The organism is Streptomyces sp. VRA16 Mangrove soil (genome assembly GCF_017377775.1).
GTDB lineage: Bacteria > Actinomycetota > Actinomycetes > Streptomycetales > Streptomycetaceae > Streptomyces.
The window spans coordinates 442,750-466,055 of the sequence record NZ_JAFVLN010000006.1 but is presented as its reverse complement, the minus strand read 5'-3'; the positions used below and the strand labels follow the sequence as shown (position 1 = coordinate 466,055).

The 23,306-nt window shown below is 71.4% G+C and carries 22 protein-coding genes; 9 read left to right on the top strand and 13 right to left on the bottom strand.

The genetic code is table 11. The annotated features are described in order from the left end of the window. Positions 1-89: 89 nt before the first annotated feature. Genes hisF through hisD form a run of 8 tightly spaced genes read right to left on the bottom strand, consistent with a single transcriptional unit; the run spans position 90 to position 5,860 of the window. The gene (gene hisF, locus J3486_RS19675; protein WP_207821830.1) at positions 90-845 is read right to left on the bottom strand and encodes an imidazole glycerol phosphate synthase subunit HisF; all 756 of its coding nucleotides are present in this window, start codon (positions 843-845) and stop codon (positions 90-92) included. Further along, a complete protein-coding gene (locus J3486_RS19670) occupies positions 842-1,258 on the bottom strand; it encodes a RidA family protein (protein WP_207821828.1) in 417 nt (138 codons plus the stop codon). The genes hisF and J3486_RS19670 overlap by 4 nt, the downstream gene beginning before the upstream one ends. Further along, positions 1,255-1,995 carry a bifunctional 1-(5-phosphoribosyl)-5-((5-phosphoribosylamino)methylideneamino)imidazole-4-carboxamide isomerase/phosphoribosylanthranilate isomerase PriA gene (priA, locus tag J3486_RS19665; protein ID WP_207821826.1) on the bottom strand — a complete coding sequence of 247 codons (741 nt, stop codon included), beginning with the start codon at positions 1,993-1,995 and terminating at the stop codon, positions 1,255-1,257. The genes J3486_RS19670 and priA overlap by 4 nt, the downstream gene beginning before the upstream one ends. Before the next feature lie 3 nt (positions 1,996-1,998). Beyond that, entirely contained in the window at positions 1,999-2,646 is a 648-nt protein-coding gene (gene hisH, locus J3486_RS19660) for an imidazole glycerol phosphate synthase subunit HisH (protein ID WP_207821824.1), read from the bottom strand. A 16-nt stretch (positions 2,647-2,662) separates the two neighbouring features. Next, a complete protein-coding gene (locus J3486_RS19655; protein WP_207821823.1) occupies positions 2,663-2,827 on the bottom strand; it encodes a hypothetical protein in 165 nt (54 codons plus the stop codon). 2 nt (positions 2,828-2,829) lie between these two features. Further along, positions 2,830-3,423, bottom strand: coding sequence for an imidazoleglycerol-phosphate dehydratase HisB (hisB, locus tag J3486_RS19650; RefSeq protein WP_010987556.1), 594 nt, complete (start codon positions 3,421-3,423; stop codon positions 2,830-2,832). Beyond that, complete coding sequence (locus tag J3486_RS19645) at positions 3,420-4,538, bottom strand: histidinol-phosphate transaminase (RefSeq protein ID WP_307804867.1); 1,119 nt, start codon at positions 4,536-4,538, stop codon at positions 3,420-3,422. The genes hisB and J3486_RS19645 overlap by 4 nt, the downstream gene beginning before the upstream one ends. Next, positions 4,535-5,860, bottom strand: a complete 1,326-nt coding sequence (gene hisD / locus J3486_RS19640; RefSeq protein WP_207821819.1) for a histidinol dehydrogenase — start codon at positions 5,858-5,860, stop codon at positions 4,535-4,537. The genes J3486_RS19645 and hisD overlap by 4 nt, the downstream gene beginning before the upstream one ends. A 308-nt stretch (positions 5,861-6,168) precedes the next feature. Between hisD and J3486_RS19635 the strand changes: the two genes are divergently transcribed. From J3486_RS19635 to J3486_RS19615, 5 genes are all read left to right on the top strand, one after another. Then, positions 6,169-7,680, top strand: coding sequence for an oxidoreductase (locus tag J3486_RS19635; protein ID WP_229378306.1), 1,512 nt, complete (start codon positions 6,169-6,171; stop codon positions 7,678-7,680). 515 nt (positions 7,681-8,195) lie between these two features. After that, on the top strand, positions 8,196-9,206 hold the full coding sequence (locus tag J3486_RS19630; protein ID WP_207821815.1) for a hypothetical protein: 1,011 nt from the start codon (positions 8,196-8,198) through the stop codon (positions 9,204-9,206). Between the two features lie 5 nt (positions 9,207-9,211). After that, entirely contained in the window at positions 9,212-9,997 is a 786-nt protein-coding gene (locus tag J3486_RS19625; protein WP_207821813.1) for an LON peptidase substrate-binding domain-containing protein, read from the top strand. 80 nt (positions 9,998-10,077) lie between these two features. Continuing rightward, positions 10,078-10,587 (top strand): Cys-tRNA(Pro) deacylase, encoded by a 510-nt coding sequence (ybaK, locus tag J3486_RS19620; protein WP_207821811.1) that lies wholly within the window; start codon positions 10,078-10,080, stop codon positions 10,585-10,587. Positions 10,588-10,839: 252 nt separating this feature from the next. Continuing rightward, complete coding sequence (locus J3486_RS19615; protein WP_207821809.1) at positions 10,840-11,784, top strand: dihydrodipicolinate synthase family protein; 945 nt, start codon at positions 10,840-10,842, stop codon at positions 11,782-11,784. 11 nt (positions 11,785-11,795) lie between these two features. Here the strand turns inward: J3486_RS19615 and J3486_RS19610 are convergent, their stop codons facing one another. The 4 genes from J3486_RS19610 to J3486_RS19595 all read right to left on the bottom strand — a co-directional run bounded on the left by J3486_RS19610 (position 11,796) and on the right by J3486_RS19595 (position 15,981). Then, entirely contained in the window at positions 11,796-12,512 is a 717-nt protein-coding gene (locus tag J3486_RS19610) for a DUF2567 domain-containing protein (RefSeq protein ID WP_207821807.1), read from the bottom strand. Positions 12,513-12,546: 34 nt separating this feature from the next. Next, entirely contained in the window at positions 12,547-13,371 is an 825-nt protein-coding gene (locus J3486_RS19605) for an ABC transporter permease (RefSeq protein WP_207821805.1), read from the bottom strand. After that, positions 13,368-14,378, bottom strand: a complete 1,011-nt coding sequence (locus tag J3486_RS19600; protein ID WP_207821803.1) for an ABC transporter ATP-binding protein — start codon at positions 14,376-14,378, stop codon at positions 13,368-13,370. Before J3486_RS19600 ends, J3486_RS19605 begins: the two co-directional genes overlap by 4 nt. A 370-nt stretch (positions 14,379-14,748) precedes the next feature. Further along, positions 14,749-15,981 carry an NYN domain-containing protein gene (locus J3486_RS19595; RefSeq protein ID WP_207821801.1) on the bottom strand — a complete coding sequence of 411 codons (1,233 nt, stop codon included), beginning with the start codon at positions 15,979-15,981 and terminating at the stop codon, positions 14,749-14,751. A 256-nt stretch (positions 15,982-16,237) separates the two neighbouring features. Between J3486_RS19595 and J3486_RS19590 the strand changes: the two genes are divergently transcribed. Beyond that, positions 16,238-16,402, top strand: coding sequence for a hypothetical protein (locus J3486_RS19590; protein ID WP_207821799.1), 165 nt, complete (start codon positions 16,238-16,240; stop codon positions 16,400-16,402). A 92-nt stretch (positions 16,403-16,494) separates the two neighbouring features. Here J3486_RS19590 and dnaE read toward each other — a convergent pair whose 3' ends face one another. Next, the gene (dnaE, locus tag J3486_RS19585) at positions 16,495-20,040 is read right to left on the bottom strand and encodes a DNA polymerase III subunit alpha (RefSeq protein WP_207821797.1); all 3,546 of its coding nucleotides are present in this window, start codon (positions 20,038-20,040) and stop codon (positions 16,495-16,497) included. Between the two features lie 186 nt (positions 20,041-20,226). On the opposite strand from dnaE, the gene J3486_RS19580 reads away from it, so the two are divergent. The 3 genes from J3486_RS19580 (at position 20,227) to J3486_RS19570 (ending at position 23,266) form a co-directional block, all read left to right on the top strand. Continuing rightward, a complete protein-coding gene (locus tag J3486_RS19580; protein WP_207821795.1) occupies positions 20,227-21,558 on the top strand; it encodes a DUF2252 domain-containing protein in 1,332 nt (443 codons plus the stop codon). Between the two features lie 141 nt (positions 21,559-21,699). Next, positions 21,700-22,392, top strand: a complete 693-nt coding sequence (locus tag J3486_RS19575) for a hypothetical protein (RefSeq protein ID WP_229378220.1) — start codon at positions 21,700-21,702, stop codon at positions 22,390-22,392. 55 nt (positions 22,393-22,447) lie between these two features. Then, positions 22,448-23,266 carry a thioredoxin domain-containing protein gene (locus J3486_RS19570; protein WP_207821791.1) on the top strand — a complete coding sequence of 273 codons (819 nt, stop codon included), beginning with the start codon at positions 22,448-22,450 and terminating at the stop codon, positions 23,264-23,266. The last annotated feature ends 40 nt before the right edge of the window (positions 23,267-23,306 follow it).

The following is a 23,306-nucleotide window of genomic DNA, read 5'->3' as shown; positions in this document are numbered from 1 at the left end:
TAGGCAGGAACGGCCCGCGGCGCAGCACCGGTTGGGCCAGGACCCAGCCGGTGCCCTACGACACTGTGCTCCCGTACAGCCGGGGGCGCTCAGCGCACGGGGTGCCCGGCGGCCCGCAGCGACGACTTGACCTCGCCGATGCGCAGATCACCGAAGTGGAAGACGGAGGCCGCGAGCACCGCGTCGGCGCCCGCCGCGACGGCGGGCGCGAAGTGTTCGAGCCGCCCGGCCCCGCCGGAGGCGATCACCGGCACCGAGACGTGCCCCCGCACGGCCTCGATCATCTCGATGTCGTAGCCGTCCTTGGTGCCGTCGGCGTCCATCGAGTTGAGCAGGATCTCGCCCGCGCCCAGCTCGGCGGCCTGGTGCGCCCATTCGACGGCGTCGATGCCCGCGGACTTGCGGCCGCCGTGGGTCGTGACCTCGAAGGAACCCGACTCCGTTCGGCGCGCGTCCACGGACAGGACGAGCACCTGACGGCCGAAACGCTCGGCGATCTCGCGGATCAGGTCGGGGCGGGCGATCGCCGCCGTGTTCACGCCGACCTTGTCCGCGCCCGCGCGCAGCAGCTTGTCGACGTCCTCGGCGGTGCGCACGCCGCCGCCGACCGTGAGCGGGATGAAGACCTGCTCGGCGGTGCGGCGCACCACGTCGTACGTGGTCTCGCGGTTGCCGGAGGAGGCGGTGATGTCCAGGAACGTCAGCTCGTCGGCGCCCTCGGCGTCGTACACCTTCGCCATCTCGACGGGGTCGCCCGCGTCGCGCAGGTTCTGGAAGTTGACGCCCTTGACGACGCGGCCGTTGTCGACGTCGAGGCAGGGGATGACGCGTACGGCGAGGCTCATGACGTGCCCTCACCCCTTTCTTGGCGGTACGCCTCGACCTCGACCTCGACGACCAGCGACGGGTCGATGAAGCCGGAGACGATCAGCATGGACGCGGCGGGGCGGACTGCGTCGAACAGCTCCTTGTGGGCACGGCCCACCTCGTCCACGTCCCGCGCGTGAGTGATGTACATGCGGGTGCGGACGACGGCGTCGCGGCCCAGGCCCAGGGTCTCCAGGGCATCGAAGGCGACCTGGAAGGCGTTGACCGTCTGCTCGTACGGGGTGCCGGCGTCGATCGCGCCGTTCACCACGGACGTGCAGCCGGACACCAGGACCAGGCCGTTGGGCAGTTCCACCGCGCGCGAGTACCCGACGGTCTCCTCGAACGGCACGTTCGAGGAGATCCGCCGCACCTCACCGGAGGAGGTCATACGGAGACCGCCTCCAGCGCCTCCTCCAGGGTGAACGCCTTGGCGTACAGCGCCTTGCCGACGATGGAGCCCTCGACGCCCAGCGGCACGAGCTCGGCGATGGCGCGCAGGTCGTCGAGGGAGGAGACGCCGCCCGAGGCGACGACCGGGCGGTCGGTGGCCGCGCAGACGTTCTTCAGGAGCTCCAGGTTCGGGCCCTGCAGCGTGCCGTCCTTGGCGATGTCGGTGACGACGTAGCGGGAGCAGCCCTCGGCGTTGAGACGCTCAAGGGTCTCGTACAGGTCGCCGCCGTCGCGGGTCCAGCCGCGGCCGCGCAGCGTGGTGCCGCGCACGTCGAGGCCGACCGCGATCTTGTCGCCGTGCTCGGCGATGACCTTGGCGACCCACTCGGGGGTCTCCAGGGCGGCGGTGCCGAGGTTGACGCGGGTGCAGCCGGTGGCGAGGGCGGCGGCGAGCGTGTCGTCGTCGCGGATGCCGCCGGACAGCTCGACCTTGATGTCCATGGCCTGGCTGACCTCGCGGATCAGCGCGCGGTTGTCGCCGGTGCCGAACGCGGCGTCGAGGTCGACCAGGTGCAGCCACTCGGCACCGGCGTTCTGCCAGGCGAGGGCGGCCTCCAGGGGGGATCCGTAGGAGGTCTCGGAGCCGGACTCGCCATGGACGAGGCGGACCGCCTGGCCGTCACGGACGTCGACCGCGGGGAGGAGTTCGAGCGCGTGGTTAACAGAAGGGGCCATGGCTTAGAGGCTTCCGATCCAGTTCTTCAACAGCTGGGCTCCGGCGTCGCCGGACTTCTCGGGGTGGAACTGCGTCGCCCACAGCGCGCCGTTCTCGACGGCGGCGACGAACGGCTCGCCGTGGGTGGCCCAGGTGACCTTGGGCGCTCGCAGGTTGGGGTTGTGGACCTCCAGCTCCCAGTGCTGAACGGCGTACGAGTGCACGAAGTAGTAGCGCTCGTCGGCGTCGAGGCCGGCGAACAGCTGGGAGTCGGCGGGCGCTTCGACGGTGTTCCAGCCCATGTGCGGGACGACGTCGGCCTTGAGCGGCTCGACGACGCCGGGCCACTCGTCGAGGCCCTCGGCCTCGACGCCGTGCTCGATGCCGCGCGCGAACAGGATCTGCATGCCGACGCAGATGCCCATCACGGGGCGGCCGCCGGACAGGCGCCGGCCGACGATCCAGTCGCCGCGGGCCTCCTTCAGCCCCTGCATGCAGGCGGCGAAGGCGCCGACGCCGGGGACCAGGAGCCCGTCGGCGTTCATGGCCTTGTCGAAGTCGCGGGTGATCTCGACGTCGGCGCCCGCGCGGGCGAGGGCGCGCTCGGCGGAGCGCACGTTCCCGAAGCCGTAGTCGAAGACGACGACCTTCTTGCTCAACGGAGTAGTCATGGCAGGTACCGGCCTGTCAGTTCCAGTAGTCGAGCCGCAGCACGCCCGCGATCAGGCACATGCCCGCGCCGATCGAGAGGAGCGTGATGAGGCTCTTGCCCATGCCCTGCTTGACGAACGAGATGATGCCGCCGACCAGGAAGAGGCCAATGAGGATGAGGACGGTCGCGAGGCCGTTCATGGCTAGAGCGCACCCTTCGTGGACGGGAGGATGCCGGCCGCGCGCGGGTCACGCTCACTGGCGTACCGCAGGGCGCGGGCGAGGGCCTTGAACTGGCACTCCACGATGTGGTGCGCGTTGCGCCCGTACGGGACGTGGACGTGCAGGGCGATCTGGGCCTGCGCGACGAACGACTCCAGGATGTGCCGGGTCATCGTCGTGTCGTACTCGCCGATCATCGGCGCCATGTTCTCGGGCTCGGTGTGCACGAGGTACGGACGGCCGGAGAGGTCGACGGTCACCTGGGCGAGGGACTCGTCCAGCGGCACCGTGCAGTTGCCGAAGCGGTAGATGCCGACCTTGTCGCCGAGCGCCTGCTTGAAGGCGGCGCCGAGGGCGAGGGCGGTGTCCTCGATCGTGTGGTGCGAGTCGATGTGCAGGTCGCCCTCGGTCTTGACCGTGAGGTCGAAGAGGCCGTGGCGGCCGAGCTGGTCGAGCATGTGGTCGTAGAAGCCGACGCCGGTCGACACGTCGACCTTGCCGCTGCCGTCGAGGTCGATCTCGACGAGAACGGAGGTCTCCTTGGTGGTGCGCTCTACTCGTCCTACGCGGCTCATGCGCCCCGCTCCTGACTGTTCATTTGGGTCTTCTTCACTTCGCGGGCCGCGTCCAGGAACGCGTCGTTCTCCTCGGGGGTGCCGACCGACATCCGCAGGCGTCCCGGCACCCCGTTGTCACGGATGAGGACTCCGCGGTCGAGGATGAACTGCCAGACGGCGTGCGGGTCTTGGAAGACTCCGAACTGGATGAAGTTGGCGTCGGCGACGGTCACGTCGAAGCCGAGGCCCTTCAACTCGGCGACCACGCGGTCGCGTTCGGCCTTCAGCTGCTCCACGTACTGGAGCAGGGTGTCGGTGTACTCCAGGGCGGCGAGCGCCGTCGCCTGGTTGACGGCCGACAAGTGGTAGGGCAGACGCACCAGTTGGACGGCGTCGACCACGGCCGGGTCGGCGGCCAGGTACCCGAGGCGCAGTCCGGCGGCGCCGAACGCCTTGGACATGGTGCGCGAGATGACCAGGTTCGGCCGGCCTTCGAGCAGCGAGAGCAGCGACTCGCCGTGGCTGAACTCGGTGTACGCCTCGTCGACGATGACGATCGCGTCGCGCCCGGCGGCCTCGTACAGGGCGAGGACGTCCGCACGGGCCACCGCGTTGCCCGTCGGGTTGTTGGGGCTGGTGATGAAGACGACGCTCGGCCTGTGCGTGCGGATCGCCTCGATCGCGCCCGGCACGTCGAGCGAGAAGTCGTCCTTGCGCGGGGCGCTGGCCCAGTTCGTGTTGGTGCCGCGGGCGAGCAGCGGGTGCATCGAGTACGAGGGCTCGAAGCCGAGGGCCGTGCGGCCGGGGCCGCCGAAGGCCTGGAGGAGCTGCTGGAGCACCTCGTTCGACCCGTTGGCCGCCCAGACGTGCTCGCGCGTGACCTCGTAGCCGGTCGTACGCGTCAGATAGCGGGCCAGTTCCGTGCGCAGCTCGACCGCGTCCCGGTCCGGGTAGCGGTTGAGGGTGCGGGCGGCCTCGGCGACGCGCTCGGCGATCCGCTGCACGAGGGGCTCGGGCAGCGGGTACGGGTTCTCGTTCGTGTTCAGCCGGACGGCCACGTCCAACTGGGGTGCTCCGTAAGGGGACTTGCCGCGCAGCTCGTCCCGTACGGGAAGGTCGTCGATGCTGGTCACTTGTCTCCCGGCACCTTCCATCCGAAGCGGGCCTTCAGGGCGGAGCCGTGCGCGGGCAGGTCCTCCGCCTCGGCGAGGGTCACCACGTGGCGGGTGATGTCGGCGAGCGCGTCGCGCGTGTAGTCCACGACGTGGATGCCGCGCAGGAAGGACTGCACGGACAGGCCCGAGGAGTGGCAGGCGCAGCCGCCGGTGGGCAGCACGTGGTTCGAGCCCGCCGCGTAGTCGCCGAGGGAGACCGGGGCGTACGGGCCGACGAACACCGCGCCCGCGTTGCACACCCGCTCCGCGACCGCGGCGGCGTCGGCGGTCTGGATCTCCAGGTGCTCGGCCCCGTACGCGTTGACCACCGCCAGGCCGTCGTCGACCGAGTCGACGAGGACGATCGCGGACTGCTTGCCGGTGAGGGCGGGGACGATCCGCTCCTCGCGGTGCTTGGCGACGGCGACCTGCGCCGCCAGCTCCTTGGCCACGCCGTCGGCGAGCTCAGCGGAGTCGGTGACCAGGACGGACGCGGCCAGCGGGTCGTGCTCGGCCTGGCTGATCAGGTCGGCGGCGACGTGCACCGGGTCGGCCGTCGCGTCCGCCAGGACGGCGATCTCGGTCGGGCCCGCCTCGGAGTCGATGCCGATGACGCCGGTGAAGTAGCGCTTGGCGGCGGCCACCCAGATGTTGCCCGGACCGGCGACCATGTTCGCCGGCGGGCAGGACTCGGTGCCGTACGCGAACATCGCGACGGCGGTGGCGCCGCCGGCCGCGTACACCTCGTCGACGCCGAGCAGCGCGCAGGCCGCCAGGATCGTCGGGTGCGGCAGGCCGCCGAACTCCTTCTGGGCCGGGGAGGCCAGCGCGATCGAGGGCACCCCGGCCTCCTGCGCCGGAACGGTGTCCATGATCACGGAGGACGGGTAGACGGCCCGGCCGCCGGGCGCGTACAGACCGACGCGGTCGACCGGCACCCACTTCTCGGTGACGGTGCCGCCTGGGACGACCTGGGTGGTGTGGCTGGTACGGCGCTGCTCGCGGTGGACGATGCGGGCGCGGCGGATGGACTCCTCCAGGGCCGCGCGCACCTCGGGGTCGAGCTCGACGAGGGCCTTCTCCAGGGCCTCGGCGGGGACCCGCACGGACTCCAGCCGCACGCCGTCGAATTTCTCCGCGAAGTCGATCAGTGCCGCGTCGCCACGATGATGCACGTCCTCGCAGATCGGGCGCACCTTCTCCAGGGCGGCCGAGACGTCGAAGTCGGCACGGGGCAGCAGCGAGCGCAGGGCCTGACCCTCGGGGAGGGCGGCGCCACGCAGATCGATTCGAGAGATCACGTATCAATTCTCTCAGACGCGCGAATCGTGCCGGTGGCCCGTATCAGTGACTGATACACGTCCGGTTTCGGCCGATGTTCCGGCACCGGAGGACGACCTTCACGACGGGCGTTCAAGCGGTCACCCAGCGGGCATGAACGGTCGTACGAAACCCGCGGGTAGCAGAGGGCTGCGGGGCGCCAGGGACGTACGGGTCCTGGCGGGATGCGGTACGGGGAGGCAAGGCAGTCGTGGTCCACGGGACGGCGGCCGGCACCGGGAACGACGGCGGAGACGTTCCGGACGGGCTGACCGCGGCAGAGGTCGGGATGTGGCAGGCGTTCCGCAACGGGAGCGTGTACGACCTGCGCACCGGCGACAGGGAGACCGACGATCCGCACGGCGGCCACCCCTGGGGTCCCGAGCGCAGCGTGCGCGCGCGGATCGTGGCGTGGCTGCTGCTCGACGGCCCGCCGGCGCTGGACGGCAGGGTGTCCTCCCTCAAGCTCCAGGGGGTGCAGATCACCGACGTGCTGGATCTCGCGGGCGGCAACGTCGTGCCGTACGTGGAGATCAAGGGCTGCCGCTTCGAGAAGGAGGTCCTGGTCCCGGAGGCGCACTTCACGACGGTGCGGCTGGTGGACTGCTCGGTACCGCGCCTCGAGGGCGCCCGGGTGCACACCGAGGGCGATCTGCATCTGCCCCGCTGCCGCTTCCACAACGGCGTACGTCTCACCGACGCGCACATCGGCACGGATCTGCTGCTCAACCAGGCCGTGGTGTTCCGTGACCGGCGCGGCAAGTCGATCATGGCGGACGGGCTCTCGGTCGGGCAGGACCTGCAGGCCGAGATGCTGGAGACGCACGGCGAGCTGAGCCTGCGCGGGGCCACGATCGGTGTCTCGCTGTCGCTGCGCGGCAGCCGGCTGAGCAACACGCACGGGCGGCGCGCCCTGAACGCCCCGCAGATGACGGTCGAGCGGACCCTCTATCTGACCCCGGCCGGACTCGCCAACCCGCTCCAGTCCGGCGGCACCCCGGCCCGTGGCACCCGTGTGCAGCGCTTCGAGGCGGTGGGCGGCATCCGCCTCGACGACGGCCGCTTCGGCGACGCCATCGACATGGAGTCGGCCCGCTTCACGATGCAGAACGACCAGGAGGTGTCGCTGCGCCGGGTCCAGACGCCGGAGCTGCGCTTCACCGGGGAGCGGCCGCAGCGCGGGGAGGTCGTCCTGAACGGCGCGAAGGTCGTCAACCTGATCGACAAGTCGACGAGCTGGCCCGCCGCCGGGCAGTTCCGGGTCAGCGGATTCACCTACGAGAACCTGATCCCGGTCGGCTCCTTCCCGCTGCACCGCCGGCTCGCCTGGCTCGCCGACGCCACCCCCGAGTACAGCCCCGAGCCGTACGAGCAGCTCGCCTCGATCCTGCGCGACAGCGGGGAGGACGCCGACGCCCGCGAGGTGCTCCTCGCCAAGCAGCGGCATCGCCGCGAGACGCTGCCGGTCGCCGCGAAGGTGTGGGGCTACATCCAGGACTGGACGGTCGCCTACGGGTACCGGCCGGGGCGGGCCGCGGTCTGGATGGCGGTGCTCTGGGCGGTCAGCGCGATCGCTTTCAGCCATGCCGATCATCCGCGGCTGCACCAGGGCGAGGGCCCGAACTGGGATCCGGCCCTCTTCACCCTGGACCTCCTGCTCCCGGTGATCGACCTGGGGCAGGCGGGCAGCTGGCAGCTGCGGGGCGGCTGGCAGTGGCTGGCCACGGTCCTGATCCTGCTCGGCTGGATCCTCGCCACGACAGTCGCCGCAGGCGCCACCCGGCTCCTCCGCCGCAACTAACGCCGCCGGAGCCGCCACCCGGGGCCTTCCCGCCCCGGCCGGCTGCCGCGCCGCCTTGGGCAATCTGCCGCCATGGGCGGCAGGGTGGGCAAGGCGGCACCCCGGCGCGGGGCGAGCGCTCCATCCGGCCTCCAGCTCGGTCCCGGTCGCACCATCGCCGGGTGCAGGCCCGGTGGGGGCTGGTCGCGCAGTTCCCCGCGCCCCTGACGGGGCGCACCTCACCGCCGGTCGCGCCCCCGCGGCGGAGCCGCACATGGACACAGCCCCGCGCCCCTGACGGGGCGCACCTCACCGCCGGTCACGCCCCCGCGGCGAAACCGCAGATCGACACAGCCCCGCGCCCCTGACGGGGCGCACCTCACCGCCGGTCGCGCCCGCGCGGCGGAGCCGCAGATCGAAACAGTCCCGCGCGGCGGACCCCGTCCGAACCGTTATTGGTTCGTGAGCAACCATGACCGCCTGGAACCCGTCATCCCAGCGCAACCATCACACCCGCCGAGAAGGAGGCCGCGCCCATGCCGGTACTCCGCGCCCTCATCCGCACGGCCCGCATGATCCGCCACACCCAGGCCCTGGCCGAGGGCCTCCCTCCGGACGACGAGATCCTCCTCGACGCCCCGGACGAACGCCTCGCCCCCGCCCTGGTCGCCGCCGGCCACACCGAGTACGGCCCCGCCGCCAAGGTCCTGGCCCACACCCGCGAGGCCGCCGAGTGGGAGAACCGCGACCGTTACGTGCAACGCCTCGCCGCGTTCGCCGCCGCCCGCCCCGACTGGCTCGCGGCCTGGCAGGCGGCCGCCCCGCACGACCCCGACCTGCTCCTGGTCAAGGCCGAGGTCGCCGTCGCCCACGCCTTCGCCTCCCCGGCCCGCGCCGAACTCCTGCGCGACATCGCCCCGCTGCTGCTGGCCGCCGCCGACGCCGACCCCCGCGACCCGGTCCCCTGGCGCGTCGCTCTCGACCACGCCCGCGGCGCGAACGCCTCGCACACCGTCTTCGAGGAGCTGTGGGCCGAGGCCGTCCGCCGCTCCCCGCACCACTACGGCTGCCACGTCTCGGCCCTGCAGTACCTGTCCGCCGCCTGGTACGGCTCGCACGTCGAGTGTTTCGACTTCGCCGAGCGCGCCGCCCAGGACGCCCTGCCCGGTTCCCTCCTCAAGGCGCTCCCGGTCCGCGCCGCCTTCGCGTATCTGACGGCCGCCTCCCCGCAGGGCGTCCCGCGCTCCCGCCTGGACACCGCCGCCGACCTCGCCGTCGAGCTCTCGTCGGCGTACGACATCGCCGACCCCTGGCCCGCCGAGGTGCGCAATCTGCTGGCCTGCGTCCTCATCCAGCTCGAACGCTGGCAGGACGCCCTGGGCCAGCTGCGCCGCATCGGCCCGTACGCGACATCGTTCCCCTGGGACCGGCTCTCGGACGACCCGCTCGGCCAGTTCCTGCACCTGCGCGACGGCGTACGACTCGAGGTCGCGGCGGAGATCCCGCTGCTCGGCGGACCGAGGACGTCCGACGACCATTACGCTTGACCGTCGTGACCACCGTCCGGCTTCCGCTCTTCCCGCTCAACTCGGTGCTGTTCCCGGGGCTCGTGCTCCCGTTGAACATCTTCGAGGAGCGCTATCGCGCCATGATGCGCGACCTGCTGAAGGCGTCCCCCGTCGATCCGGGCGACCCCGACGCCGACCCCGCCGTCTCCGACGAGCCGCGCAACTTCGTCGTCGTGGCCATCCGCGACGGCCACGAGGTGGCGCCGAGCGCCCCCGGGATGCCGGACGACGTCACGACGAAGGAGGCCGGCGCGGGCCCCGCCGCCGGGTTCGGCGACGATCCGATCACCTCCTTCCACGGTGTCGGCTGCATCGCCGACGCCGCGACGATCCGCGAGCGCGCCGACGGCAGCTTCGAGGTCCTCGCCACCGGCACCCGGCGCGTGAAGCTGCACTCGGTGGACGCCTCTGGCGCGTACCTCAGCGCGGAGGTCGAAGTGCTGCCCGAGGACGACGGCGAGGAGGCGGGGGCGCTGGCCGAGGGCGTGCTCCGCGCGTTCCGCTCGTACCAGAAGCGGCTCGCGGGCGCCCGCGAGCGGTCCCTGACGACGGGCGCCGAGCTGCCGGACGAGCCGTCGGTGGTGTCGTATCTGGTGGCCGCGGCCGCCGTCCTCGACATCCCCACCAAGCAGCAGCTCCTGGAGGCCGACGACGCGGCGGCGCGGCTGCGCGACGAGCTGACCCTGCTGCGCGCCGAGACGGCGATCATCCGGCATCTGCCGTCCCTCCCCGCGACGGACCTCACCCGACAAGCGACCAGCCTCAACTGATCCCGGAAGCCGGTCCCGGAACCCGGCCCCGGAAGCCGCCCCCGAGAGCTGATCCCGAACTCCCCGAAGGACACGGCACGTTGGCGAAGAAGTCCAAGAAGCAGCAGCAGTCCTCCTCCGGCGGCACCCCCGCCACCGTGGCCCTCACCGCCGCCGGCACGGCCTTCACGGTCCACTCCTACGAGCACGACCCCGCCCACCCCTCGTACGGCGAGGAGGCCGCCGAGGCGATGGGCGTCTCCCCCGACCGCGTCTTCAAGACGCTCGTCGCGGACGTCGACGGACAGCTGACCGTCGCCGTCGTGCCGGTGGCGGGCCAGCTCGACCTGAAGGCGCTCGCCGCGGCGGTCGGCGGCAAGCGCGCGGCGATGGCCGACCCGGCCCTCGCCGAGCGCACCACCGGGTACGTGCGGGGCGGCATCTCCCCGCTCGGGCAGCGCAAGAAGCTGCGTACGGTCGTCGACGCGTCGGCCCGGCAGCACGCCACGATCTGCGTCTCGGCGGGCCGCCGCGGCCTGGAGGTGGAGCTGGCCGCCGGGGATCTGGCGGCGCTCACCGACGCCGTGCTCGCGCCCATCGGGCGTGCGTGACCTCTCGACGCACCCCGCCTCTTCGGCTAAGCACCAAGGACATGTCGAAGAAGACACGCAAGCGCAAGTGGCGGATCAAGAAGGGCAAGTCCAATCACGGGCGCAGGCCCGCCTGACGCCAAGGGCCCGCCCCTCGGGACGGGCCCTTGACCTCCCCTCACCGGTGGCCCAGTGTCGCCCTGGTACGCCGGACATCCCACGTCCTATGTGCGCTCGCACCCACGGGTCCACACGTACCGGGAGACCACCGCCATGCCTCCTCTGCGCACCCCGCTCCCCGCTCCGCTGCGCGGCGTCGTCCCGCCGCTGATCACTCCGCTGACACCGGAGGGCGAGGTGGACACGGCCTCGGTGCGCCGCCTCACCACACATCTGATCGGGGCGGGCGTGCACGCCCTGTTCCTGCTCGGCTCCAGCGGCGAGGCCGCGTATCTGACGGACGCCCAGCGGCGTACGGCCCTGGAGGCGGCGGTGGACGCGGCGGCCGGCCGGGTCCCGGTGCTCGCCGGGATCATCGAGACGACGACGCCGCGGGCCCTGGAGCGGGCCGAGGACGCGGTGAAGGCGGGCGCGGACGCGCTCGTGGCGACGGCCCCGTTCTACACGCGCACGCACCCGGCGGAGATCGCCAGGCACTTCCGGCGGCTGCGCGCGGGCGCGGACCTGCCCCTGTTCGCGTACGACATCCCGGCCTCCGTCCACACCAAACTGGACCGCGCCACGCTCCTGGCGCTGGCCGCCGACGGCACGCTCGCCGGGCTCAAGGACTCCAGCGGCGACGAGGGCTCGCTGCGCCGGCTGCTGGCCCCGCTGCGCGCGGCGGCCCCGGCCTTCACGGTCCTCACCGGCTCCGAGCTCACCGTGGACGGCGCGCTCCTCGCGGGCGTCGACGGCGTCGTGCCGGGCCTCGGCAATGTCGACGCCCACGGGTACGTACGTCTCTACGAGGCCGCGCGCGCCGGTGACTGGGCCGCGGCGCGGGCCGAACAGGACCGGCTCGCGGCCCTGTTCGCGCTCGTGGACGCGGGCGACCCGGCGCGGATGGGCGGCTCGTCGTCGGCCCTGGGGGCGTTCAAGGCGGCGGCCCATCTGCGGGGCCTCATCGCGTGCCCGGCGACGGCGGCGCCGCAGGTCCCGCTGGCGGAGCGGGAGATCGCGTACGTACGGGACCTGCTGGTGGCGGCGGGGCTGCTGTAGAGGCTCCGGGCTCAGGCGCCGGGCCCCCGCGGAGCGCTCGGCGCGGCGGGTCCGGACGGCGCCGCGGGGAGGCCCTGCGGGTAGTACTGCGCGTAGGGGTCGGGGTCCCGGGGCCCGAAGAGCCCGGTGAGTCCGAGGTGCACCACCATCGCGGCCAGTGGCCACGCCAGCAGCGCGCCCTTGGCCTTCAGCTCCAGCGGCGCGTCGAACACGACGCCCTTGCCGACCTCCTTGGCGTGCGCGGCGACGTCCTGCGCCGGGCCGAGCCAGATGCCGAACCGCCAGGCGACGACCCCGCCGAGCAGTGCGCCGAGGGCGAGCGCGACCACGATGCCGATGCCGCCGCGGCGCCGCCACAGGAAGACGAGCAGCGCGGTCACGGCGCCGAACGCGAGCCCGAGCAGCGCGAACGTGCCGTCGATCCCGATGGCCTGCTCCCCCTCGGTGTCCTTGAGGTAGACGGCCGTGCTGTCCGAGACGAGCGGGACCCGCGGCGCGAGCCACAGCCACAGCCCGCCGAGGGCGAGTCCGAGCACCGCGACGCCGATGAACACGAGGAGGGCCTCACGGATCTCGGCCCGCAGTCCCGGCCCCTCCTCACGCGCGGGGGCATAGCCGGGCCCGGGCGGCGGCACGTGCCCGGCCATCGGGTCGGGGGCCTGCCACGGGCTGCCCGGCCCGTTGCCGTTCGGGGGTTGGTGCGGCGGCGGTGTCAGCGGTGCGGTCACCCTGCCATCGTGCCAGGCGTCCCTTTCGGGCGCGTCACCGGACGGCTGCCCGGCGGTACGCCCAGGTGGCCACGGCCAGCGAGGCGACACCGACCGCGGCACAGACACCCAGGTCGAGCAGGACGACGGGCCAGTCCGGATGGTCCCCGAAGGTCCGCGCGAACGCCTCGACGCCGTACGTCGAGGGCAGCAGATCACGCGCGTACTGCACGGCCTCGGGCATCCGGTCGGCGGGCAGCACGCCGAGGAGCAGCGCCGCGGACATGCCCAACTGGCCGAGCAGCGTGGCCAGTTCCGGGCGCGGCGCGAGCAGGCCGAGCGCGGCGCCGAGCCCGGCGAGAGCGGCACCGGCGAGCGGGATCACGGCCACGAGCACCCACAGGTGGGTGAGCGGCAGGTCGAACATCAGGCAGCCGGCGACCGCGGTGACCACGGTGCCCGGCGCGGTGAACGAGGCGTACGCGCCGGCCGCGCCCAGCACCACCGACGCGGGCGGCACCGGCAGCGTCGCGTAGTGGTCGAGGCCGCCCGCGGCCCGCAGCTGCCCGAAGTACTGGGCGAGCAGGTTGAGCGCCACGAACGCCACGACGAGCACGGCCGACCCGGCGACGACGGCCCGCGCCTCGCTGCCGCCCCGGTCGACGACGCCACGCATCAGGATCATGATGCCGATGGACTGGAACGTCGCCACGAACAGCAACGGGATCCGGGCCACGCGGGCCCGGGAGAGCTGGGCGCGGTAGACGGCGGCGAGCGACGGCAGGAACCGGGCCCGCGGCGCGAGCCCTTCCATGCCGTCCCCGGCGGTCTCCACCGGCTGCTCCACACCCCGCACCACGTCGGCGGACACGGCACTCATGCCTTCACCAGGCCCTTCACGGAGCTGCGGCTGCCGCCGAGCGCCAGGTACACATCCTCCAGGCTCGGCGTCGCGAGCGTGAAGTCGTCGAGGTGGTCGAAGGCCGGGCCTCCGGTGACGGCGGCGACGGCGCGGCGGGCCTCGTCGGGGGCGAGCCGCAGCGACCAGCGCCGCCCGGACTCGACGGCGTGCTCGCGCAGCCGGGCCACCTCGGCCAGTTCCACCGGCGCCTTCTCCCTCCACACCAGTTCGACCCGCACCTCTCCGGCGACGCGCTCCTTGAGCCCGGCCGGGGTGTCGCAGGCGATGACGCGGCCCTGGTCGATGACGGCGACCCGGTCGAGCACGGTCTCCGCCTCGATGACGTTGTGGGTGACGAGCAGGACGGTCGTGCCCCGCTCGGCGCGCCTGCGGTCCACGGCCGCCCACACGGCCCGCCGTGCGACGGGGTCCATCCCGGTGGTCGGCTCGTCGAGGACCAGCAGCGGCCGCTCGCCGACCAGCGCGGCGGCGAAGCAGGCCAGCCGCCGCTGCCCGCCGGACAGCTTCTTCAGGGGACGGCCCGCGAGCCGGGTCAGACCCAGCTCTTCGAGTACGTCGTCCCGCGCGGCCCGCGCCTCCTTGAGAGGGAGCCCGCGCAGCCGTCCGGTGGTCTCGGCGGCGAGGGAGACGGTCAGCTCGTCGAGCGCGGTCGACTCCTGACCGAGGTAGGCGAGGATCCGCGCGGCGCGTTCCGGGTACCGCACGATGTCGTGCCCGAGGATCTCCACGCTTCCGGCGTCGGGGCGCATCAGCCCGGTCAGCTGCCGTACGAGGGTGGACTTCCCGGCGCCGTTCGGCCCGAGCAGCCCGAAGATCTCGCCGCGCCTGATGTCGAGCCGGACGTCGTCGGTGGCCCGCACCTCGGGCGTCCCGGGGGCCCCACGGCGCCCGCGCGCGGCGGGGTACGTCTTCTTCAGCCCGCGCACCGCGCAGACGACAGCACCCCTGTCCCGGTCCGTACTCACGAGGAACGAGGGTACGGGGTCAAGGCCCCCACTTTGCGCCCGGGGCCGGACATAGAGGGCGACGCGCCGCCCCAATCACCCCTCGCCCCCCTCGAACACTCCGCCGCCCACCACGGCCCCCTCGGACAATCTGCCGCCCGACGCAGCCGCCTCGGGCAATCTGCCGCACGCCCCACCCGCCTTGGGCAATCTGCCGCCTGGGGCGGCAGGGTGGGCAAGGCGGCACCCCGGCGCCGGGCAGGCGCTCCAGCAGGCCCCGGCCCACGGCCCCGCCGGAAACCCACGGCCCCGCCGGAAACACACGGCCCCGGCCACAACCGCACGGCCCGGCCCGGCCCTGCCCGGAGACCCGTCCGACCCGCGCCCCCGCTCAGTCCCCCGCGGCAGCGTGCTCCGCCGAGGTCCGCACATCGATCTCCCGCCAGAACCCGGCCCGGATCGCATACCGGTCGTGCTCGTCGATCTGATCGTCCTTGTGCGCGAGCAGCCCGAACCGCGCCGCGTACCGCAGCAACTCCCCGTCGATCCGGTGCGGCACCCGCGGATACATGGTCGACAGCTTCTGGAGCAGCCCCTGATCGGCGAGCCGCCCCATCCACCGCCGCGCGAACACCTGCCCCACCTCGTACGGGTCCCCGCCGACCGCGGTGATGTCCTCCTCGCGGTCGGCCCACCGCTGCTCGGCGGTGGTGAGCTGGGCCAGCGTCGGCAGCGAGGCCGCCTCGGGCGGCTCACCGCCCCCGCCGGGCCGCTCGACCCATCCCTTGTCGGAGGACCACCGAAGCGTCGCGTTCGCCGGGTGCTGCGCGGCCTGCGCGCCGGGACCGCGCAACGCGGCGAGGTCCTTCGGAGTGGGCACGCCCTTGCCCGCGCCGCTCCGGTCCTCGGCGTCGCTCCCGGCCCGCGCGGCCGGCGTGTGCTGGTCCGACGGTGCGTCCGTGGTGTCGTCGGTGGGGCGGCCCGCCGACGAGAGCGCCGACTCGGGCAGCGGCGCGGAGAGGATCGCGGCGATCTCGGGGCGCGGCACGGGCGGCGGCGAGCAGATGCCGCCGAACTCCTTGGCGCGGACGGCCTTGGTGATCCAGGTCCGGTCCAGCACGCGCCGCTCGTCGGCCTCGGCGACCAGGTCCTCGGACTGGTTGTAGTCGCCGTCGGCGGCCTGCACGGCCCACAGGTGGACGGCGACGCCGTGCTCCTTGGCGGCCATCATGCCGGGCAGCAGATCCCCGTCACCGGTCACAAGGACCACGTCCGAGCAGGCACGGTTGCGGGCCAGCTCGGTCAGCTCGGCGTGCATGGCGGCGTCGACGCCCTTCTGTGCCCACCGCCCGTCCGAGCGGGTCAGGGCGCCGAGCCGCACGGTGACCCGGGGCATCACGCGCAGCCTGCGGTGCTCGGGCTGCGGAACCCGGTCGGGGGCGCCGTCGAACCAGTAGATACGCAGCAGCTCGCGCTCGGTCTCCGACTCGGCGCGCTCGCGCAGCCCCTGGATGAGGGCGGTGTGGTCGACATGGATCCGGGACCGGGACGGTTCTCCCGCGAGGAGACTCGCGGCCGCTCCCAGCAGGTACCCGGCGTCCACCAGGACGATGCAACGGTCCACGCGATCCACCCTCTTTCGCCGACACGCCCGTGCGTTCGCTTCGGGTTTCCTTCGAGTCTGCCCGACAGTGCGAGCCTTAACGGCCCGAACTCGATCTTCGGCGTGGCGGATACGGCGACAGGTTCCGTGAAAGCCGGGCGAACACGCCCCGATCCCCCTCGTCACGCACGGTAATGATCCGAAATGCGGTCTTCTGCACCCTATGTGAGTCTGAAACCGGCCCTGGCCCCTAGTTCCCCCGCAGGAGGCAATCACCATGGCCAAGAATCGCAAGCAGAACCGTAATCAGCAGCAGAAGTCGGCGCAGGCCCAGGAGCAGGCCCGGTCGTCCGCCATGGAGGCCGAGGCGAAGTCGGCCGTCCAGGCCACGCCGGGGGATGTGGCCCGCAAGCACCGCGAGCGCCGCTTCGGGCACAACTGACGTATGAACTGAGGCAGTTGCGGCACGGCGAGGGCCCCACCCGGGATTCCGGGTGCGGCCCTCGCCGTGCGTCCGGTCCGGTCGGCTCCGGATCAGCCCGCCAGGCAGGACGGGCCGAGCAGCACCTTCAGGTCGCCGTAGAGCGCCGGGTCCGGCTTGACGCGGTGCCGGTCGAGCCGGAGCACCGTGGTCTTGCGCGGGCCCTGGAGCTTGATCCGCACCTCGCTGTCGCCCCGGTGGTTGGAGAGGATCTCGCCGAGGCGGCTGACCATCGGCGGGGTCACCTTCAGGGCGGGGATGGTGAGGATCACCGGCGCGTTGGTGCCCGCGTTCGACAGGTCGGGGACCTGCATCTCCATGGCGACCAGGCGCGGCACGTCCTCACGCTTGTCGAGGCGTCCCTTGACGAACACCACGGCGTCCTCGACCAGCTGGGTCGACACCAGCTGGTACGTGGCCGGGAAGAACATGCACTCGATGGAACCGGCGAGGTCCTCGACGGTGGCGATCGCCCATGCGTTGCCCTGCTTGGTCATCTTGCGCTGCAGGCCCGAGATGATGCCGCCGACCGTGACGACCGCACCGTCGCCGAAGTCACCGCCGGTGAGCTGCCCGATGCCCGCGTCGGCCTTGTCGGACAGCACGTGCTCCAGGCCGAACAGCGGATGGTCGGAGACGTAAAGGCCGAGCATCTCGCGCTCCTGGGCGAGCAGGTACGTCTTGTCCCACTCGTCGGTGGAGAACTCGACGTCGAGCCCGAAGCCCGGCTCGTCGGTGCCGCCCTCGTCCCCCATCCCGCCGAAGAGGTCGAACTGGCCCTCGGCTTCCTTCCGCTTGACCGCGACGACGTTGTCGATCATCGGCTCGTACTGCGCGGTCAGACCCTTGCGGGTGTGGTTCATGGTGTCGAACGCACCGGCCTTGATGAGCGACTCCGTCGTCCGCTTGTTGCACGCCGCGGCCTCGACCTTGTCGAGGTAGTCGGGGAACGAGGCGAACTTCCCCTTCGCCTTGCGCGAGCGGATGATCGCGTCCACCACGTTCGTACCGACGTTGCGGACGGCCTCCAGGCCGAACAGGATCACGTCGTCGCCCTGGGCGGCGAAGTTGTGCACCGACTCGTTCACGTTCGGCGGCAGGACCTTGATCTTCATGCGCCGGCACTCGTTCAGGTACACGGCCGACTTGTCCTTGTCGTCCTTCACGGACGTCAGGAGCGCCGCCATGTACTCGGCCGGATAGTTCGCCTTCAGATAGGCGGTCCAGTAGGTGACCAGGCCGTACGCGGACGAGTGCGCCTTGTTGAACGCGTATCCGGCGAAGGGGACCAGCACGTCCCACAGGGCCTGGATCGCCTGGTCGGAGAAGCCGTTCTTACGGGCTCCCGCCTGGAAAATGGTGAAGTTCTTCGCCAGTTCCTCGGGCTTCTTCTTGCCCATCACGCGGCGCAGGATGTCGGCCTCGCCGAGCGAGTACCCGGCGACGATCTGCGCGGCCTTCTGCACCTGCTCCTGGTACACGATGAGGCCGTAGGTGAGACCCAGCGTCTCCTTCAGGGGCTCTTCGAGCTCCGGGTGGATCGGCGTGATCTCCTGCCGGCCGTTCTTGCGCTCGGCGTAGTTCGTGTGCGAGTTCATGCCCATCGGGCCCGGCCGGTACAGGGCCGAGACGGCGGAAATGTCCTCGAAGTTGTCGGGCTGCATCTGGCGCAGCAGCGAGCGCATCGGGCCGCCGTCGAACTGGAAGACGCCGAGCGTGTCACCGCGGCAGAGCAGTTCGTACGTCTTGGGGTCGTCCAGCGGCACGGAGAGGAGTTCGAGCTTGATGCCCTTGTTGGACTCCACCATCTTCACGGCGTCGTCCATGATCGTCAGGTTCCTGAGGCCCAGGAAGTCCATCTTGATCAGGCCGAGCGACTCGCACTGCGGGTAGTCCCACTGCGTGATGGTGACGCCGTCGGTGTGCCGCACCCAGATCGGGGCGTGGTCGACGATCGGCTCGCTGGACATGATGACGCCGGCGGCGTGCACGCCCATCTGCCGGACCAGGCCCTCCACACCCTTGGCGGTGTCGATGACCTTCTTGACGTCCGGCTCGTTCTCGTACATCCCGCGGATCTCGCCCGCCTCGCTGTAGCGCGGGTGCGAGGGGTTGGTGATGCCGTCGAGGTCGATGCCCTTGCCGAGGACGTCGGCGGGCATCGCCTTGGTGAGGCGGTCGCCCATCGCGTACGGGTAGCCGAGCACGCGCGCGGAGTCCTTGATCGCGTTCTTGGCCTTGATCTTGCCGTAGGTGCCGATCATGGCGACCTTGTCGGCGCCGTACTTCTCTGTCACGTACCTGATGACCTCGACGCGCCTGCGCTCGTCGAAGTCGATGTCGACGTCGGGCATGGAGACGCGCTCGGGGTTGAGGAACCGCTCGAAGATCAGTCCGTGCTCGATCGGGTCGAGGTCGGTGATGCCCATGGCGTACGCGACGATCGAACCGGCCGCGGAGCCTCGGCCGGGGCCCACCGCGATGCCGTTGTTCTTCGCCCACATGATGAAGTCGGCGACGACGAGGAAGTAGCCCGGGAACCCCATCTGGATGATGATGTCCATCTCGTACTCCGCCTGCTTCTGGCGGTCCTCGGGCACCCCGCCGGGGAAGCGGCGCAGCATGCCGCGGCGCACTTCCTCCTTGAACCAGGTGGTGTCGGTGTAGCCCTCTTCCGGGATGTCGAACTTCGGCATGAGGTTCTTGGCCTCGAACATGCCGGTCGTGTCGATCTGCTCGGCCACCAGGAGCGTGTTGGCGCAGCCCTCCTGCCAGGCGTCCGAGGAGTCGATGGCGTACATCTCGTCCGTGGACTTCAGGTAGTAGCCGGTGCCGTCGAAGCGGAAGCGGTCCGGGTCGGAGAGGTTCTTGCCGGTCTGGATGCACAGCAGGGCGTCGTGGGCGGCGGACTCGTGCGCGTACGTGTAGTGCGAGTCGTTCGTGACCAGCGGCGGGATGCCGAGCTTCTTGCCGATCTCCAGGAGGCCGTCGCGGACCCGGCGCTCGATCTCGATGCCGTGGTCCATCAGCTCCAGGAAGTACCGGTCCTTGCCGAAGATGTCCTGGTAGTCGGAGGCGGCCTTCAGGGCCTCGTCGAACTGGCCGAGGCGCAGGCGCGTCTGCAGCTCACCGGAGGGGCAGCCGGTGGAGGCGATCAGGCCCTCGCTCCACTGGGAGATCGTCTCCTTGTCCATGCGCGGCCACTTCTGCAACCAGCCCTCGGCGTACGCGTCCGAGGACAGCTTGAAGAGGTTGTGCAGTCCCGTCTTGTTCGCCGCCCAGATCGTCTTGTGGGTGTAACCACCGGAACCGGAGACGTCGTCGCGCTTCTGGTGCGGCTGGCCCCACTGGATCTTCCGCTTGTTGCGCCGGGACTCCGGGGCGACGTACGCCTCGATGCCGATGATCGGCGTGACGCCGGCCTTCTTGGCGCTGTGGAAGAAGTCGTACGCCCCGTGCAGGTTGCCGTGGTCGGACATCGCGATGTGCGTCATGCCCATCTCGTTGCACGCCTTGAACATGTCGCCGAGCCGCGCGGCACCGTCCAGCATCGAGTACTGGGTGTGGACGTGCAGGTGCGTGAAGGGCGGCTTTGACACGGTTGGGGCCTCCATTGGCGACAAGGACGAACACCGGGCGACAGTCGGGGGACAGCTTGGAAGTCTACGACCGGTCACTGACAACCGGCGGGCACTCCGGAGTACGGTCGGGCGTTGGACAGGGCAGAACACCTGTCCTGCGTGTCACACATCTCACGCACCACCCGTACCAGGAGGCACCCCGCGATGCCGGACCCGCAGCCCACCGCCGAGCAGCGCGGCGAGCAGATCCTCGCCGTCTTCGACACCGCGTTCGGCGAGCTGCTCGCCGCGGACCCCGCCGCGTTCCGGGTCAAGTTCCGCAAGATGGCGGCCTCGGCCTTCGCGTTCTACCGCGGTACGGCGTGCCTCTTCTACCAGGACCTGGAGCGCGAGCAGCACGGCGGACCGTACCTGGACGACCGCACCAGCCGGGTGTGGATCCACGGCGACCTGCACGCGGAGAACTTCGGCACGTACATGGATGCCAACGGCCGCCTGGTGTTCAACGTGAACGACTTCGACGAGGCGTACGTCGGTCCCTTCACCTGGGACCTCAAGCGCTTCGCGGCCTCCGTGGCGCTGATCGGCTACGCGAAGGCGCTCAGCGACGAGCAGATCACGGCCCTGGTGCGCACGTACGCGGCGGCCTACCGCGAGCGCGTCCACTCCCTGGCGACCGGCGCCAAGAGCGACGAGGTGCCGCCCTTCACGCTGGACTCGGCCGAGGGCGCGCTCCTGGACGCGCTGCGCGACGCACGCGCGCGCACCCGCTTCGAGCTGCTCGACTCCATGACGGAGATCCGTGACTTCGAGCGCCGCTTCGCGCCGGGCGGCGGCTCCATCGAGCTGGACGCGGCGACGCGGTACAAGGTGCTTGCGGCCTTCGACGGCTACCTGGAGACGCTGCCGGAGTCCTCCCTGGCCCGCCCGGACTCGTACCGGGTGAAGGACGTGGTGGGGCGGCGCGGCATCGGGATCGGCTCGGCGGGCCTGCCCTCGTACAACATCCTTCTGGAGGGCAACAGCGACGCCCTCGAGAACGACGTGATCATCTACATGAAGCAGGCGCAGACCCCGGCGGTCTCGCGGCACATCACGGACCCGGCGGTGCGCGACTACTTCCAGCACGAGGGCCAGCGCACGGTGATCTCGCAGCGCGCGCTCCAGGCCCACGCCGACCCGTGGCTGGGCTGGACCGAGCTGGACGGCGCGGGCCAGCTGGTGGCCGAGGTGTCGCCGTACGCGGTGGACCTGGACTGGTCGGACATCGACGACCCGGAGGAGATCGCGGCGGTCGTCGCGGACCTCGGCCGGGCCACGGCGACGATGCACGCGGCGGCCGACGACACCTCGGGCGAGTCCCTGGTCCCGTTCTCCACGGAGCGCGCCATCGACGCGGCGATCGCCGCCGACGAGGACGGTTTCGCGGACCTGCTGGTCGACTTCGCGCACGAGTACGGGGCACGCGCGCGTGCGGACCACCAGATCTTCGTGGACCTGTTCCGCAACGGCCGCATTCCCGGTCTGGCCGCGTGATCCCGGGGGATGCCCCCCGGCCCCCCACCCGGACACCCTCTTCGCAACCGGGACGGCCGACACCGTCCCGCAATGCATTTCCGTAACGCACAGGCACCCTTTAGGCATCGCTTACAGCAAGCCATGGCACACTCCTCGGCGATGGACGAGATATCCGGGGCCATGTCCGGGGCCCAGCTCAGAGCCGTACGCGCGGCGCTCTTCACGGCCGTGGTCGTGACGCTGTCCGCCGCGTCGCACGTGCTGCTGTCCCGGGCCCCGCTGCCGCTGCCGACGGTCGGCGCGATCGCCGCCGCCGTCTTCGTGATCGCGTACGCGCTCGCGGGCCGGGAGCGCGGCTTCGGGCGCATCGCGGCGCTGCTCGTCCCGCTGGAACTGGCCGCGGACACGGTCTTCACCACCGGCCAGCACGTCTGTTACGGCGAGACGGGCGGCCCCGTCGCGGGGACGCTGCGCTCGTTCGGGTTCGACGTGCTGTGCGCCGGGAGCGTGGGCACCCCGCTGGCCCGGATGACCGGCGGCTCCGGCGACCGGACCGTCGCGCTGCTGGCCCACACCGACCCGGCGGCCTCCTGGCTGCTGCTCGGCGCGCATGTCACGGTCGGTCTCCTCGCGGCCGCCTGGCTGCGCCGCGGCGAGCAGGCCCTGCACCAGCTGCTGCGCGCGGTCGCCGCGTTCGCGTTCCGCCCGCTGCTGATCGCCTGGGCCACGGTCACCGCCCTGCTGGAGCCGGTGGCCCGCAGGCCGCGCCCGGCCGCCGCCGCCCGGATCGCGCGCACCCGCGTCTGGGTGCACTCCGTGGGACGGCGCGGACCGCCGTGCCCGGCTCTCTGAGCCGACCGCACGACAGTCCCCGCCCCCTTTCTCACCACTACGGAGCACGAACATCATGAGCAAGCGCAACAGCCAGCAGGCGAAGACAGCGGCCCGCGAGCGGCTGCGCGTCGAGCGCGAGCGCCAGGCGAAGCGGGACAAGGCGAAGAAGAACGCGATCGTCGCGAGCTCCATCGTCGGTGTCCTCGCGATAGCCGGCGTGGCCAGCTACTTCGTCGTCCAGGGCAACAAGCCCTCCTACTGGGAGGCCGCCAAGAACGACGCCCTGGTCGCCCCGAAGAACACCACGGGCAAGAACCACACGACGGTCACCATCGGCAAGGACTCCGCCGACAAGACCATCAGCGCCTTCGAGGACCCGCGCTGCCCGGTCTGTGCCTCCTTCGAGCAGACGGTCGGCTCGACGGTGCAGAAGGACCTCGACGACGGCAAGTACAAGATCCAGTACATCGGCGCCACCTTCCTCGACACCAACCTCCAGGGCGAGGGCTCGAAGAACGCGCTGAGCGCGCTGGGCGCCGCCCTGAACGTGTCGAAGGACGCCTTCTGGCAGTACAAGGAGGCGATGTACTCCAAGAAGTGGCACCCGGAGGAGACGGACGACAAGTTCAAGGACGACGCGTACCTCCTGAAGATCGCGAACACGATCCCCGCGCTGAAGAGCGACAAGACCTTCCAGAAGGACGTCAAGGACGGCACCTTCGACAAGTGGGCGATCGAGATGTCGAAGAACTTCGACAACAACAAGTTCGGCGTCCAGGGCACCCCGTCCTTCGTCTACAACGGCAAGAAGATCACCGGCTCGGACGGCGACAACGCCCCGATGACGGTCGCCGAGTGGAACACCGCGGTGGACAAGGCGCTCAAGGGCTGATCGCCGGACCGACGCTCCGCTGAAGGGCGGGCGAACTCTT